The 14,500-nt window shown below is 73.6% G+C and carries 14 protein-coding genes; 5 read left to right on the top strand and 9 right to left on the bottom strand.

All coding sequences use genetic code 11. From position 1 onward, the window contains the following. Positions 1 to 39 precede the first annotated feature (39 nt). Positions 40 to 933: a phosphotransferase family protein gene (locus ACMXN5_RS08940; RefSeq protein ID WP_439674784.1), complete on the top strand. Its 894-nt coding sequence runs from the start codon at positions 40 to 42 to the stop codon at positions 931 to 933. Between the two features lie 115 nt (positions 934 to 1,048). Then, entirely contained in the window at positions 1,049 to 2,407 is a 1,359-nt protein-coding gene (locus ACMXN5_RS08945) for a hypothetical protein (RefSeq protein ID WP_439674785.1), read from the top strand. A 28-nt stretch (positions 2,408 to 2,435) separates the two neighbouring features. Here ACMXN5_RS08945 and ACMXN5_RS08950 read toward each other — a convergent pair whose 3' ends face one another. From ACMXN5_RS08950 to ACMXN5_RS08965, 4 genes are all read right to left on the bottom strand, one after another. Then, positions 2,436 to 3,461, bottom strand: coding sequence for a 6-phosphofructokinase (locus tag ACMXN5_RS08950; RefSeq protein WP_078977559.1), 1,026 nt, complete (start codon positions 3,459 to 3,461; stop codon positions 2,436 to 2,438). 156 nt (positions 3,462 to 3,617) lie between these two features. Then, a complete protein-coding gene (locus ACMXN5_RS08955) occupies positions 3,618 to 4,322 on the bottom strand; it encodes a response regulator (protein ID WP_395789076.1) in 705 nt (234 codons plus the stop codon). Further along, positions 4,319 to 5,467, bottom strand: a complete 1,149-nt coding sequence (macS, locus tag ACMXN5_RS08960) for a MacS family sensor histidine kinase (protein WP_439674786.1) — start codon at positions 5,465 to 5,467, stop codon at positions 4,319 to 4,321. Before macS ends, ACMXN5_RS08955 begins: the two co-directional genes overlap by 4 nt. A 32-nt stretch (positions 5,468 to 5,499) precedes the next feature. After that, entirely contained in the window at positions 5,500 to 6,366 is an 867-nt protein-coding gene (locus ACMXN5_RS08965; RefSeq protein WP_439674787.1) for a lysophospholipid acyltransferase family protein, read from the bottom strand. Positions 6,367 to 6,679: 313 nt separating this feature from the next. On the opposite strand from ACMXN5_RS08965, the gene ACMXN5_RS08970 reads away from it, so the two are divergent. From ACMXN5_RS08970 to ACMXN5_RS08980, 3 genes are all read left to right on the top strand, one after another. Then, on the top strand, positions 6,680 to 7,459 hold the full coding sequence (locus tag ACMXN5_RS08970) for an alpha/beta hydrolase (RefSeq protein ID WP_395789082.1): 780 nt from the start codon (positions 6,680 to 6,682) through the stop codon (positions 7,457 to 7,459). Between the two features lie 7 nt (positions 7,460 to 7,466). Continuing rightward, positions 7,467 to 8,297 carry a hypothetical protein gene (locus tag ACMXN5_RS08975; RefSeq protein ID WP_439674788.1) on the top strand — a complete coding sequence of 277 codons (831 nt, stop codon included), beginning with the start codon at positions 7,467 to 7,469 and terminating at the stop codon, positions 8,295 to 8,297. 201 nt (positions 8,298 to 8,498) lie between these two features. Then, positions 8,499 to 10,289 (top strand): protein kinase domain-containing protein, encoded by a 1,791-nt coding sequence (locus tag ACMXN5_RS08980; RefSeq protein ID WP_439674789.1) that lies wholly within the window; start codon positions 8,499 to 8,501, stop codon positions 10,287 to 10,289. A 46-nt stretch (positions 10,290 to 10,335) separates the two neighbouring features. Here ACMXN5_RS08980 and ACMXN5_RS08985 read toward each other — a convergent pair whose 3' ends face one another. From ACMXN5_RS08985 to ACMXN5_RS09005, 5 genes are all read right to left on the bottom strand, one after another. Further along, entirely contained in the window at positions 10,336 to 11,046 is a 711-nt protein-coding gene (locus tag ACMXN5_RS08985; RefSeq protein ID WP_439674790.1) for an endonuclease/exonuclease/phosphatase family protein, read from the bottom strand. A gap of 113 nt (positions 11,047 to 11,159) precedes the next feature. After that, positions 11,160 to 12,098: an ROK family glucokinase gene (locus ACMXN5_RS08990; RefSeq protein ID WP_078977551.1), complete on the bottom strand. Its 939-nt coding sequence runs from the start codon at positions 12,096 to 12,098 to the stop codon at positions 11,160 to 11,162. A 148-nt stretch (positions 12,099 to 12,246) separates the two neighbouring features. Beyond that, positions 12,247 to 12,675 (bottom strand): DUF5304 family protein, encoded by a 429-nt coding sequence (locus tag ACMXN5_RS08995; RefSeq protein ID WP_439674791.1) that lies wholly within the window; start codon positions 12,673 to 12,675, stop codon positions 12,247 to 12,249. A gap of 141 nt (positions 12,676 to 12,816) precedes the next feature. After that, positions 12,817 to 14,004, bottom strand: a complete 1,188-nt coding sequence (locus ACMXN5_RS09000; protein ID WP_439674792.1) for an ArsA family ATPase — start codon at positions 14,002 to 14,004, stop codon at positions 12,817 to 12,819. Between the two features lie 7 nt (positions 14,005 to 14,011). Continuing rightward, on the bottom strand, positions 14,012 to 14,446 hold the full coding sequence (locus tag ACMXN5_RS09005) for an SRPBCC family protein (RefSeq protein ID WP_395789094.1): 435 nt from the start codon (positions 14,444 to 14,446) through the stop codon (positions 14,012 to 14,014). Positions 14,447 to 14,500 lie beyond the last annotated feature (54 nt).

The raw sequence follows: 14,500 nt of genomic DNA on the forward strand, positions 1-14,500 counted from the left end.
GCGGACCGCGCCCGCTGCCCCCCTCGCCACCGGACGCAGATGGCTGATTCGCCGCCCCCGCCGCCGAACTTCCATACGGCGCCGCGCACTCCGTGGGACGCACTGCCCACCGACGCGCGCGCCGCGGTCGAACGGTGTGCGGGGCGCGTGCTGGGGGTCGCCACGGTGTGGGCCGGATTCAACTGCGAGTTCGCCGCCACGGTGACCACCGAACGATCACGCTTCTTCGTCAAGGGTGTTCCGCGCGATCATCCGGCCGCCCCGCAGCAGGGGATCGAGGTCCGGGTCGCGCCGCATGTGCACACCGTCGCGCCCCGGCTGCGCTGGGAGGTGCGGCTGGACGACTGGGTGTTGCTCGGCTTCGACCACATCACCGGCCGGCACGCCGACTTCGCGCCGGGCACCGCCGATCTGCCGCTGGTCGCCGACGCGCTGCGCCGACTCGGCCGGGTCGCCGTACGGGACCTGCCGCTGCCGCGGATCGAGGAGCGCTGGCGTTCGCTGTTGACCCACCGTCAACTCGAACTGCTGCGAGGGGAAAGCCTGTTGCACACCGATCTGCATCCGCACAACGTGCTGATCGGCGACCGGGGGCCGCGCGCGTACCTGGTCGACTGGGCCCAACCGGCCCGCGGCCCGGCCTGGATCGAGGTCACCATGGTCGCCGGCCGGCTGATGGACGAGGGCCACACCGCCGAACAGGCGGCCTCCTGGGCGGACCGCTTCGCGTGCTGGCGCACCGTCTCGCGGGAGGCGATGGAGACCTTCGTGTTCGCCGCCACCAACCAGTGCTCGCGCGGTATCGGCGCCGCCGACGCCGCCCCCTGGAACGCCCGTCTGACCGCTCTGGCCGAGGCCCGCGCCGCCCGGACCCACCGCCGCGCCTGCCTCGCCCGCCCCGTCGGTTCGCGCCGCCGCTCGACACTGGACTGACCCCCGCCGGCGAGGCCGCCCGAATAGCCCCTGGGGCCGACGGTCTACCGCCCGGTAGGCTCCGGCCGTTCGTACATTCGGTCGAACAGGCTCCTTCCTACGACGGGTACCCCGCATGCGTCTGCGTCGCTGTCTCGCCTCGACGGCGTTCCTCGTGCTGCTCGGGTCGCCGCCGGCCGGCGCCGCGCCGGTCCCCACCGCTCCGGCGGCGGAGGTGCCGGCGGCCGACGGGCAGGTCGAGCTGACCGGGGTGCCGGACCGGATCCGGCCGGCCGTTCCCGTCGAGATCACCGCGACGATGCGCAATGCCGGTCCGACCCCGCTGCTCCTGGAGCCCGAGGTGTCGATCGGCGGGGATCGGGGGATCGCCCCGGAGCAGGTGCGCCTGGAGGTCCTCGACCCGGTCCGCGGCACCTGGGTGCTCAGACCCCTGGGCACGCTCGGCTCGGCGTCGCTGCCGTTCCCCGGCGCGGGCGCGAGCACCGAGACCTCGGGTCGGCTCGCACCCGGCGCGAGCGTCGAGTTCCATATGCGGTTCACGATCGCGGCGAACGTTCCGACGCAGTTCGTCCAGGTCTCCATGGGCGGACGAAGCCACTCCCCGAGCGCCGGCGACGAGCCGCGCTTCACCCGAGGCTTCGCCGTCGACGCCGCGCTGCTCGGGCCGGACGGCAGCGCGCCCACGCGCCCACCGTCCCCGGACGAGACCCGCTCGCCGTCCGTGCCGAACGCGGGCCCGGATCGGTCCGGCGGTGTCGCGAAGACGTTCCCCACGGCGCGGCGCGGGGACGGGCCGACGTTCAACCTCGTCGGTGTGCCCGGTCGGCTCCAGGCCGGCGGCGGCGCGGCCGAGTTCAAGGTCACCTTCACCAACGACACCGGCCGGATCATCCCCGGCGTGCGGCCGGAAGTGGTGTTCACCACCGGCCAGTCCCCGATCACCCCGCGGCAGTTGGTGGTCGAGGTGTACGACTCCTACGACCGGGGCTGGAGCCCGGTGTCGCTCCAGGTGCTCACCGACCCCGCCAACGGCCGCGACGCGCACCTCGCCGGTGCGCTGACGCCCAAGCCGTGGGACGGTCAACGGCAACTGCCGCCCGGCGAGTTCGCGACCATCTCGCTCCGCGTGTCGATCCCGGCCGGCTCGCCGGTGGCGGGCGGCGACCTCGCCGTACTGGCCGGCGGCGCGGCCCCGAACGGGGTGGGCCCCGACCTCTCCTCGCGCAGCGACTACCAGGTGCTCCACGTGCCCAGCCCCGGCGGGCCGACGCGCGCGCCCACGCTGCGGCCCGAACTGCCGCCGACCGCCCCGGACTCGGCCGCCGGGCAGCGCCGGGAGGACCACGACGACACGTTCACGTTCGCCACCGTCGCGATCTGGATCACCCTCGCGGCCCTCGGTGTCACCATCGTGTACTTCGCCCGCAAGAACCGCCGGCAGGGCGCCGGGACCCCGCTCGGGCCCGACGCCTGACGCCCGACTCCGGCGCGCCGGCACCGCCTCAGCCGAACAGCACCTTCGCCTCTTCGTACAGCGCCGGCGGCACGGTCTTCAGCTCGCGCGTGGCCGCCTCCAGCGGCACGGTGACCACGTCGGTCCCGCGCAGCGCGACCATCCGACCCCATTCGCCCGCGTTGACCGCGTCGATCGCGTGGAACCCGAACCGGGTGGCCAGCCAGCGGTCGAACGCGGTGGGCGTGCCGCCGCGTTGCACGTGGCCCAGCACGGTGGTGCGCGCCTCGTGTCCGGTGCGCTTCTCGATCTCCGAGGCCAGCCAGTCGCCGATCCCGGACAGCTTGACGTGGCCGAACGCGTCCAGCGTCTGGTCCTTGGTCACCATCTGACCGGCCAGCGGGATGGCACCCTCGGCGACCACGATGATCGGCGCGTAGTTGGTGCGGAACCGGCTGTCCACCCAGGCGCAGACCTCCTCGACGTCGAAGTTCTGCTCGGGGATCAGGATCACGTTGGCGCCGCCGGCCATGCCGGAGTGGATCGCGATCCAGCCCGCGTGCCGGCCCATCACCTCGACGATCAGCACCCGGCGGTGCGATTCGGCGGTGGTGTGCAGGCGGTCGATCGCCTCGGTGGCGATGTTGACCGCGGTGTCGAAGCCGAATGTGTAGTCGGTCGCGTTCAGGTCGTTGTCGATGGTCTTGGGCACACCGACGACCTTGACGTCGTGCTCGTGCAGCCGGGTCGCCACGCCGAGGGTGTCCTCGCCGCCGATCGCCACGAGCGCGTCCACCTCGAACTTGCCCAGGTTCTCCCGGATCCGCTCGATGCCGCGATCGACCTTGATCGGGTTGGTCCGGGACGAGCCGAGGATGGTTCCGCCACGCGGCAGGATCCCACGTACCGCCTTGATGTCGAGCGGCATCGTGTCGCCTTCGAGCGGACCGCGCCAGCCGTCCCGAAAGCCGATGAATTCGTACCCGTAGTCCTGGACGCCCTTGCGGACGACCGCCCGGATCACCGCGTTGAGACCCGGGCAGTCGCCGCCGCCGGTCAGTACTCCGACACGCATCGAAATCTCCGATTTCTTCCGTCCGGCACGATTCGCGGCCCACGCTACCGCTGCGAGAAGCCACCTCGACTCTTCCCACCACCCGTTCGAGGTACCCGACTTGATCGAGTCGGCTTGATCGCGCCCCGGACGGCCCCTGGGGCGTGACACGCCGCCCTAGTCGTCCAGGCCCTTCTCGATGGCGTAGCGGACCAGTTCGACCCGGTTGTGCAGTTGCAGCTTGTTCAAGGTGTTCTGGACGTGGTTCTGCACCGTGCGGTGGGACAGGAACAGGCGCTCCGCGATCTGCTTGTACGACAGCCCCTTGGCGACCATGCGCAACACCTCGGTCTCCCGGTCGGTCAGCCGCGGCGCGGTCGGGCCGCCCGCCGCGTCCCGGCGCGGCGGATCGGTGGCCATCCGGCGGAACTCGCCGAGCACCAGGCCGGCCAGCCCGGGGGTGAACACCGGGTCCCCGACGGCGGTCCGGCGCACCGCGTCGACCAGCTCCTCGCGGCTCGCGGACTTGACCAGGTATCCGGTCGCGCCGGCCTTGACCGCCTCCAGGACGTCCTCCTGCTCACCGCTGGCGGACAACACCAGGATGCGCACCGCCCGGTCGTGGCGGACCAGTTCGCGGGCCACCTCGACCCCCGGCAGCTTGGGCAGGTTCAGGTCCAGAATCACCACGTTCGGCGAGGTGGCCCGGGCCCGGCGGACCGCCTCGGGGCCGTCCCCGGCGGTGGCGACCACGTCGTAACCCGCCGCCGCGAGGTCGCGCGCCACCGCCTCGCGCCACATCGGGTGGTCGTCCACGACCAGCACGCGCAGCGCGGCGGCCGGTGTCTCGTCGGTCGGCGTGTCCGTGTTCGTGTCGTTCATCCGCTCCCCTGCCTCGGCACCCGGAACTCCAGTTCGGTGCCTTCTCCCGTCACCGACGACCACACCACGGTGCCGCCGAGATCGCGCACCCGGCCCTCGATCGACTGGGCCACGCCCAACCGCCCCTGGGCCCGGGCCGCCTCGAGTCGTCCCGGTTCGATGCCCGGACCGTCGTCCCGGACGCTGACCACGATCTCGTCCGGCTCGTCCTCCAGCAGGATCCACGCCTGCGCCCGCTCGCCCGCGTGCCTGCGCACGTTGTCCAGGGCCGCGGAGACCGCCGCGGCCACCTCGCGCGCCGCGGGCGTCGGCAGCAGCACGGGCGTGCCGGGCGAGGACACGGTCACCCGCGCCCCGGCGAAGCCGCCGAGCAGCACCCGCAGGTCCTGCCGGGCCGGGTCGCCGTCCGCGCCGGAGCCGGGCAGGTCGGCCGATTCGACCCGGGCGGGCGTCGCCGAGATCAACTGCCGCAGCGCCACCTCCTGCTCGCCGGCCAACCGGCCGAGTCCCGCCGCCTCGCCGCCGAGTTCGGCGCCCCGGCGCTGTACCAGGGCGAGCACCTGGAGCACGCTGTCGTGGATGTCCCGCGCCAATCGTTCGCGTTCGCGGGTGGCGGCCTCCAGTTGCAGCGCGCGGGTCAGCGCCTTCTCGCTCACCCGGGCGATCTCCACGACGTAGCCGACCGCGCCGCCCGCGAGCAGCAACAGCACGATGTTGTGCTGGTTGTCGGCGGTGAGCGCGCCGCGTTCGAGGGTGTCGGCGGCGCCTATCGTCAGCGCCGCCACCGAGCCCGTCTTCCAGCCGCCCTTGATCGCGCACGCCAGCACCGGCGCCGAGGCCCACACCGTGGGCAGCGTCATCGTGCCCTGGGCGACCCGCTCGGGATCGTCCAGCCAGCGGGTGGAGAGCAGGCATCCGGCCGCGACGCAGAGGTCGACGATCAACCAGGGCGGCTCACGGAACCTGGGGTCGCGGAAGCCGTACGCGGTCACCGCCGTCCACACCACGAGCAGCGCCATGACGGCCCACCCGCCGACCGGGTGTTCGTACTCGTCCGCGACCTGGGCGTAGCGCGCGATCGCGTAGACGAGGGCGAGCGTGCGATAGACCGTCAGCGCCCGCCACAGCGACTGTTCGACCCCCATCCGAACCCCCCAGAGGTGCCGGGCGGACCCGGTCAGCCGGCGGGTCGGCCGGAGCCGCCCGTGTCGTCGTTCGCCCCGGACGCGGCGCCGGGGTCGGCGGCCCGGTCCGTGCCCTTCCCGGTGTCCTGCCCCGAAGCCTGCTCGGCGTCCTGCTCGGCGTCCTGTTCCGCGGCCTTCTCGGCGTCCTTCTCGGCCGCCTTGGCCGCCGCCGCCTGCTTGCGCGCCTCGTCGATGCGCTTCTTGGCGTCGGCCGCGTACATGTCCACGTACTCCTGGCCGGACAACTCCATCAGCGCGTAGATGATCTCGTCGGTGATCGCGCGCAGGATGAAGCGGTCGTCCTCCATGCCCTCGTAGCGGGAGAAGTCCAGCGGCTCGCCGATCCGGATGCCCACCCGCATGATCTTCGGCACGATCTTGCCGGGCGGCTGGATCTTCTCGGTGTCGATCATCGCGACCGGGATCACCGGCGCGCCCGACTCCAGCGCCAGCCGGGCGATCCCGGTCTTGCCCCGGTACAGCCGGCCGTCCGGCGAGCGGGTGCCCTCGGGGTAGATGCCGAACAGGTGGTCCTCGCGCAGCACCTTGAGCCCGGCGTTCAGCGCGGCCTCGCTCGCCCGGCCGCCGCTGCGGTCCACGGGCAGCTGGCCCACGCCCTTGAAGAACGCGGCGGTGAGCCGGCCCTTGACCCCCCGGCCGGTGAAGTAGTCCGACTTGGCCAGGAAGGTGATCCGGCGCGGGACGACCACGGGCAGGAAGAACGAGTCCGAGAACGAGAGGTGGTTGCTCGCCAAAATGGCCGGGCCCCGGTCCGGGATGTGCTCCTGACCCTCCACCCAGGGGCGGAAGAAGAGCCTCAATACGGGGCCGACGATCATTTTCATCAGCCGGTAGAACAACCCTGACCTCCTCCTGGGAACAGGACGAACCCTAGAGCATCGCTCCCGGCCGGGACCGGGGTACGGGAGTTGTCGCCGGCGCCCGGGCTCGGGGCCGGCAAGCCGTCGGGGCCCGGCGTCACGCCGCTGTACGCATCGCGCACGCCCGTGGGACGATTCGAGAGCGCCCAGGTGTTGGGGGTGAGGGGCGGAACCACTCGCCTCCCGACCCCGTTATGGAACCTGTACCGCCGTCGGCCGGCGGTCGCCACCCCACGTGGCGCCCATCCGGTCGGCTCGCCCCGCCCAGCCCGTCGCCCGAAGGAGCCCGTTGGTGTCGATCCTGCCCGGTGCCGAGCCCGACCACCACGACGGCGGTCCGGTGGGCGTCCTGCTGTGCCACGGGTTCACCGGCACGCCGCAGTCGTTGCGGCCGTGGGCCCGACACCTCGCCGAGGCGGGACTGACCGTGTCGCTGCCGCTGCTGCCCGGTCACGGCACCCGGTGGCAGGACATGAACCTGACCACGTGGCACGACTGGTACGCGGCCGTGGACCGCGCGTTCGACCGGCTGCGCGAGCGCTGCGACACGGTGTTCGTGATGGGCCTGTCGATGGGCGGCGGACTGGCCCTGCGGCTCGCCGAGCAGCACGGCGACAAGGTGGCGGGGCTGGTCCTGGTGAACCCGTCCGTACAGGCCGACGATCCGAAGGTGCGCCTGCTGCCGGTGTTGCGGCACGTCATACCGTCGGTGGCCGGCATCGCCTCCGACATCCGCAAGGAGGGCTCGGTCGAGCTCGCCTACGCGCGTACGCCGGTGAAGGCCGCCTACTCGCTGTCCCGGTTCTGGCGGGTGGTCGGCGCCGACCTGCCGCAGGTGACCCAGCCGGTGCTGCTCCTGCACAGCCCGCACGATCACGTGGTCTCGCCGGCCAACTCCGAGACGGTGTTGGCCAGGATCTCCTCCACGGACGTCACCGACGTCCTGCTCAACGACAGCTATCACGTGGCGACGCTCGACCACGACGCGGAACGGATCTTCGCATCCAGCCTGGAGTTCGTACGCCGGCTCGCGCCGGACGCGCGGACCCCGGAGACGGCCGAGAGGGACTGAACGAACGGTGCGCGGACGTGGCAACGGACTCGACGCGGAGTCCTTCAAGCCCCTGACCGACCTCGATCCCGAGGCGGCGGACGTGATGCTGGTCGCCCTGCGGGACGCGGGGGTGGCGGCGTACGTCTCGACGCTGGAGCCCCGGGATCCGGACGAGGAGCCCGAGCAGATCGAGCGCCTGTGGGTGGACGCGGCGGCGACGTCGCGGGCGCGGGCCATCCTGCGTTCGTTGACCGAGCCGTCCTCGCCGCGCGCGCGGGCCAAGGAGCCGACGGCCGGACCCGCCGACATCCCGTCGGTGGAGCCGCCCCTGGCGCAGCCGGCCGAACCGGCGAACAACGATGCCGAGGCGCCCGCCGAGCGGCCGGGCGACGACGAGGTGTGGGCGCAGATCGTCGCGTCCTTCGACAACGAGGTCGCCGACCCGGTACCGCGCTGGCCGGTGGCCGAGGACCTGGGCGGCGAGCGACCGGGAGCGGACGGGCCGGCCGACGGCTCGTTCAAGGTCGGCCTGCCCACCGCGGCGGGGCCGCGCGACTACTCGCTCGCGCCGCCGGGGCCGCCGGTGATCAACGAGTTGGACGAGGACCCCGACGAGCACTTCGTGCCGCCTCCGCCGCCTCCGCTGCCCAAGACCGACGCGGCCACCAAGATCGCCTGGATCGCGCTGGTCGGCGGGCCGCTCTACCTCCTCGTGTCGGTGCTGCTCGGCCGCGCGGTCGGACCGTGGACCTCGTTCGCCGCGTTCGCCGCGTTCACCGGCGGTTTCGTCGCGCTGGTGGCGCGGATGCGGCGGGATCGGGACGAGGACGACCCCGACGACGGCGCGGTGGTCTGAGCCGCCGCGAGCGCTGTGGTCCGACCCGGCGACGGGCGCGGCGGTCCGAGCCGGAGACGGCACGGTGGTCCGAGTCGGCGACCGGCCCGCCGCGTCGGACGACGTCGGATGACCCGTTTCGGCGTGATTCGGCTTGATCCCGACCGGTTCTGACGGGGCGTCATGCCACATCGGAAGTCCCCGGCCGGGTACCTTCCTTGCGTGGACGCGGACAACGAGGGACGCCTGGTCGGCGGGCGCTATCTGCTCGCCGAGCGACTGGGGCGCGGGGGCATGGGTGCGGTCTGGCGGGCTCGGGACCAAGTCCTGGGACGCGAGGTCGCGGTGAAGGAGATGTTGCCGCAACCGGGCGCCGACGACACCGAACGGGCCCGGCTGCGCGAGCGCGCCGCCCGTGAGGCGCGCGCCGCCGCGCGGCTGAGTCATCCCTCGGTGGTGCGCGTCTACGACGTGGTCGAGGAGGACGATCGGCCGTGGATCGTCATGGAGTTGGTGCCCTCGCGCTCGCTCGCCGAGGTGATCCGGGGCGATGGGCCGATGGCCGCCGAGGCGGTGGCCGAGATCGGCCTGGCCATGATCGACGCGCTGCGCACGGCGCACGCGGCCGGGATCCTGCACCGTGACGTCAAACCCGGCAATGTGCTGATCACCCCCGACGGCCGGGCCGTGCTCAGCGACTTCGGCATCGCGGTGGTCGAGGGCGACTCGTCGGTGACCCAGTCGGGCGTGGTGCTGGGCGCCCCCGCGTACATCCCGCCGGAGCGCGCTCGGGGCCTGAGCCCCACCGCGGCCTCCGACCTGTGGTCGCTCGGCGCGACGCTGTACGCGGCCGTCGAGGGCAAGGCCCCCTTCGAACGCTCCACGCCGCTCGCCACGTTGACCGCGATCGTCAGCGAGGAACCGGTGCCGGCCAAGCACGCGGGCCCGCTCGACCCGGTGTTGCAGGCGCTGTTGGCGCGCGATCCGGCCCGGCGGCCGGACGCGGCCGAGACCGAGGCGATGCTGCGCGACGCGCTGCGCGAGATCCGGGAGGAGAAGGCGGCCACCCGGGCGTTGCCGCCCGCGCTGCTGCCCGTGGCGGAGCCGATACCCGCGGCCGTACCCGCGCCGCGGACCGTCGAGCCCGAGCCCGACGCGATATCCGAGGGCGAGGCGGAGATCGTGTCCCCGCTCGTCGCCCCACCCGCGAAGCCCCCGAAGCCGGCTCGGGAGGATCGCCCCGCCCGGGCCTTCCCGTGGCTGCCGCTGCCGGCCGCGATCGCCGCCCTGGTGGTCTTCGGCGTCGTGGTCGGGCTGATCCTGTTCCTGATCGCCCCCGGCGACGACAAGAACGATCGGGCGAAGGGCGCCGCCGGCTCCGACTCGCCTTCGCCGCAGTCGGGTTCGACGCCACCGTCGAGCCCCGGGCCGGCCGCCGAGACCGCCCCGGTCGGCGGACAGCTCACCGGGCCGCCGAACACCGCGCCCCCGCCGAGCGATTCGGCGCCGCCGCCCGCGCAGACCACGCCCCCGACCCAGGGTTCGCCGCAGCCGCCGACCGGCACCGACGGCCTGCCGGCGGGCTGGACGTCGTACACGGGCACCACCACCCGCTACCGGATCGGCCTGCCGCCCGGGTGGCGGAAGGTCAAGACCGAGGACAGCCAGGAGTTCTTCGCCAACGCCGAGGGCACCCTCAAGCTCAACGTGGACACCGTCGCCAGTTCACCGACCGACCCGGTCGAGGACTGGAAGCAGGCCGAGCCCGACGTGCGCCGTCGCTTCACCAACTATCAGAAGGTGAGCATCGAGAAGGCCGACTACCGGAATTACCCCGCCGCGGCCTGGCACTTCACCTACGGCAGCGGCACCCGGCACCACGTGCTCAACCTCGGCTTCACGGTGCCGTCCGGGCGCGGCTACTCGCTCTACATGGACACCCCGGACGCGGTCTGGAACGATCCGGCCACCCAGGAGTTGCTGGCCGGCTTCATGGCGAGCTTCCAGCCCTGAGCCCGGTGGTCCCGTTCGGTCCGGGACGAATTCGGGTCGATCCGGGTCAGCCGACGGGTATCCGCAGCGTGGCCAGCACCGGGCGGTGGTCGGAGGCGGCGGCGTAGTCGGCGTCGGTGACGTCGTCGGGGACGCCGCAGCCGAGCACCTCGACGTGCTCGGACACGAACACGCCGTCCAGGCGGCGGCCGGGGTCGCGGCGCGGCGCGGTGAACTCCGAGCCGCTGGGCGCCGCCTGGTATCCGTCGCGGAGTTCCTCGGCCAGGCGGTCCCAGCCGGGACGGCCCGCCGACTCGTTGAAGTCCCCGGCCAACACCCGGTGTTCGGTGTCGAGCCCGGCCAGCCGGCGCAACAACTCGTCGGCCTGCGCCGGTCGTTCGGCGGCGGCCGGTCCGAACTGGGCGCTGGCCACCGCGAATTCGGCGCCGTCGACCGCCACCACCGCGCCGGCCGGCCCGAGCGCACGCCGTCCGGTCGCGGCCGGCGGCAGCTCGTCGTACGCCCGTCGCACGCTCACCCGCAGCCCGCCGAGCACGAGCAGCCCCGACGCGGTGCCGCCGCCGGCGATCACCACGAGGCCGCAGTCGCGCGCGAGGCGGGCCACCGCCTGCCGACGGCGCACGAAGCGGGGGCCCTCCTGGATGCAGAGCAGGTCGGGCGCGGCGTGCCGGACGATCCGCACCAGGGCGTCCCGATCGTCGCGCAGCGAACGCACGTTGTACGACATGACCCGGATCTCTCCGTTGCCGACGGCCACTGATGCCCCCTTGCCCGGTTCGAGGCTCCCGGCCCGAACCACGATCGACCAGCTGTGTACGCCCGCCCGGTCCCCGGGAGGCGGTGTGTTCCGCGCGTGTGGCGGCGGTGTCGTCAGTGGCGGGCCAGGTCCGCCGCGCCGACCAGTCCCGCGTCGCTGCCCAGGGTGGCGACCACGACCTCGGCGCCGAGGCGGTGGCCGCGGCGCAGCACGCTGCGGTAGGTCTCCAGGGCGGGGACGAGCAGGAGATCGCCCGCGTCCGAGACGCCGCCGCCGATGACGAACGCGGCGGGGTCGAGCACGGCGGACAGGTCGGCCAGGCCCTGGCCGAGCCAGGTGCCCAGTTCGCGGAAGGCGGCCAGCGAAACGGGGTCGCCGAGCAGCGCGGCCTGGGTGACGTGCGGGCCCTGGATGCCCGCGGGGGTGCCGTCGCCGAGGGCGAGCAGCTTCTCCGCCGCCTCGGGCAGGCCGGCCGCCCGGTCGCGGGCGTAGCGGGTCAGCGCGCTGCCGCTGGCGTACCGCTCCCAGCAGCCGTAGTTGCCGCACGGGCAGGCGAGGCCGTCGGGGACCACCCGCATGTGGCCGGGCTCACCCGCTATCCCGCCGCCGCCCCGGTACAGCTCGCCGCCGAACACGATCGCGCCGCCGATGCCGGTGCCGACGGTCACGCACATCACGTTGGTGTGCCCGGCGGCCGCGCCGAAGCGCACCTCGCCCCAGGCCGCGGCGTTGGCGTCGTTCTCGACCACGACCGGGAGGCCGATCAGCGCCTCCATACGATCGCGGAGCGGCTCGCCGACCCAGGCGCCGACGTTGGCCGAGAACAGCACGGTCGAACGGTCCGCGCCGATGAATCCGGCCGCGCCGAGCCCGACCGCCTCCACGACGTGGTTGCGTCGCAGGGTGTTGACCGCCTCGGCGATCACCTGCGCGGTGCCATCGGCGTCCTTGGGGGTGGCGACCTTGAGCCGATCGAGGATCACCCCGTCGGCGTCGACCACACCCGCGAGGATTTTGGTGCCACCGATGTCGACACCGATCGTGAGTCCCATGTCGTCCCAAGCTCGTTCGCGTGCATTGCCCGCAACGGATCGTACTGGTCCCTTCCCCGCCCCCACCCCACGCGTACGCCCGCCGGACACCACCCGACCGCCCATGACGCGCGCTGCGGGCGGCGGGGTCGCCCGGCGGTGCGCCCGGTTACTCGTCGTCGTCGAGCCGGATCCGCTCGCTCTCGGCCGGCTTCGCGGCCCACCTGCGCTCGCGGTCGCCGACGAAGGCCCGGTACGCGGACGCCAGCTCGGTCCCGGCGGCGGCCAGGTGCGCGGCCACCTCGGGGTGCCTGCGCGCCATCTGCTCGCGCGCCGCCCCGGCCTGCTCCACCAGCGTCTCGGCCAGCCGCCGCGCCTCCTCCGCCAACCGCGCGGCCGGCGCCTGATCCCCCTTGCCGGCCCCGGTCAACGACTCCCCGAGCCGCCGAGCCTCCTCCCCGAGCCGCGCCCAGGGATCGACCCGCTCCCGCGCACCGTCCCCCTCGGCCTTCGCGTCCGCGGCCGGCGGCACCTCGTCCGTGCTGCCCGCCCACGCATCCGCCGCGTCCTTGCCCGTCACCCGCTCATCAGGATCCATCCGACGCATTCTCCGCGCTCCCACCGCCCGACGCGAACCCCCCGCCCCGCCACGACTTCCCCACGAGGACGAGGGGCATGGCGTACGCACCCATCGAAGTCGGGATCGACGAGGATCTCGGCGGCCGGCGAGCCGCCGGCGCTACAGCGTCGAGCGCATCCACACGGCCGGGTCCGGGACGAAGCGGACGCGGAGGACGCCGTCGCGTAGGCCCGCGCCCTCGATGATGCAGCGGCGCAGCGCCGAGGGCAGCCGGATCAGCCGGCGGTGCGGGCCGATCGTGATCACCAGTTCGTCGCCGCGGCGCAGCAGGTCCAGGTCGTCGCGATCCGTGCCCGGCAGCGACAGCAGCAACAACAGCCGCTCGCCGTCGCGTTCGATCGTGTGCCCGTCGTCCTCGGCCGCGCCGCCCGGGCCCACCGGGCCGAAGTACGCCGCCACGTCGGCGAGTTCGCCCGCGCCCAGCGGCTCGGCGGGCAGCACGGGGATCTGCGCCAACGGCACGCGCGGGAACAGCGCGCACAGCGCGTCCACGGTCTCGCGCGCCACCTCGGCCCGCGCCCGCACCGCCGGATCGGGCGAGTCGGCCGCGCCGACCCCGTTGACGATCACGTCCTCGATGCGGTGCCCGTACAGCGCCAGCGCCGAGGCGGCCCGCCGCGCCGCGGCCAGCGCGACCGTCCCGGGTCGCACCACCAGCCGCACGGTCGTGGTCGGCGCCGCCACCAGCGCGCGCAGCACCTCCAGCTCGGCGGCCACCCGCCGGGCCGTGTCGTACACCCAGTCGTCGGGCATCGGCACCCCGGCGACCGCCGCGAGCACCGGCCGCAACGCGCGCGCCGCCTGCCGCTCCACCGGCAGCAGCCGGTCCACGTAGCGGGCCAGCCCCTCCGGCACCGCGAGCGCCGGCACCGCCCGCTCGGCGGCGGGCAGGTCGACCACGATCAACTCGTAGCGCCGCGAGTCCACCGCCCGTGCCAGCACCCGCAGCGCCAGCACGTCCCCCGCGCCCGGCGGCACGGTGATCTCCTCGGGGTCCAGCGGCTCCACCCCGACCACCCCGAGAGCGGCGCCCAACTGTCCCTGCACCAGCAGGAACTCGCGCTCGAACTCGGCCCGGACCGCGACCCGCTGCACGGTCAGCCCGGGCAGCACGTCGAAGGGGTCGGCGCCGACCGGCACGTCGAGCACCGTGTCCACGTCGCGCGTGCCGTCGGCGGCGAGGAGCAGCGTGCGCCGCCCGGCCCGCGCCGCGGCCACCGCGGTCGCCGCCGCGACGGTCGTGCGCCCGGCGCCCGGGAGACCGGTGACAAGCAGGACCCGCGTCACCGCCGGGTCAGCTCTCGACGCGCTTCTTGAGCCCGGTCAGGGCCCGATCGATGATGACCTTCTCCGCCTTGCGCTTGAGCATGCCCAGCATCGGGATCTTGACGTCGACGGTGAGTTCGTAGGTGACCTCGGTGCCGCCGGCGATCGGGCTCAGCGCGTAGCGACCGTCGAGCGCCTTGAGCATCTGGCTGGTCACCAGGGTCCACCGCACCTCGCGGTCGTCCTCCCAGGTGTAGCCGAGCACGTGCTCGTCGCTGATCACGCCCGCGTCGAGCTTGAACCGCACCCGCACCGCGCGCCCGGTCGACTCGTCGATCTCCAGGACCTCGGTCTCCTTGACCTCGCCGGTCCACTCGGGATAGCCCTCGAACCCCGCGATGACGGCCATGACCTCGGCCGGCGTGGCGTCGATCGTGATGGTCGAGCTGGTCCGTTCAGCCATCGTGAGGAGTCCTCCGGAAGCTCGCGTAGCCGTTGTTGGCCGTCTCGACAACAC

Origin of the sequence: Embleya australiensis, from assembly GCF_051903075.1 — a bacterium.
Taxonomy (GTDB): Bacteria; Actinomycetota; Actinomycetes; order Streptomycetales; family Streptomycetaceae; genus Embleya.

Bases quoted from the DNA above. Each gene is read 5' to 3' on its own strand.
- ACMXN5_RS08955 (WP_395789076.1), bottom strand. From the start codon at position 4,322: ATGAACGACACGAACACGGACACGCCGACCGACGAGACACCGGCCGCC.
- ACMXN5_RS08995 (WP_439674791.1), bottom strand. From the start codon at position 12,675: ATGGATCCTGATGAGCGGGTGACGGGCAAGGACGCGGCGGATGCGTGG.
- ACMXN5_RS08990 (WP_078977551.1), bottom strand. From the start codon at position 12,098: ATGGGACTCACGATCGGTGTCGACATCGGTGGCACCAAAATCCTCGCG.
- macS (WP_439674786.1), bottom strand. From the start codon at position 5,467: ATGGGGGTCGAACAGTCGCTGTGGCGGGCGCTGACGGTCTATCGCACG.
- ACMXN5_RS08940 (WP_439674784.1), top strand. From the start codon at position 40: ATGGCTGATTCGCCGCCCCCGCCGCCGAACTTCCATACGGCGCCGCGC.
- ACMXN5_RS08945 (WP_439674785.1), top strand. From the start codon at position 1,049: ATGCGTCTGCGTCGCTGTCTCGCCTCGACGGCGTTCCTCGTGCTGCTC.
- ACMXN5_RS09005 (WP_395789094.1), bottom strand. From the start codon at position 14,446: ATGGCTGAACGGACCAGCTCGACCATCACGATCGACGCCACGCCGGCC.
- ACMXN5_RS08950 (WP_078977559.1), bottom strand. From the start codon at position 3,461: ATGCGTGTCGGAGTACTGACCGGCGGCGGCGACTGCCCGGGTCTCAAC.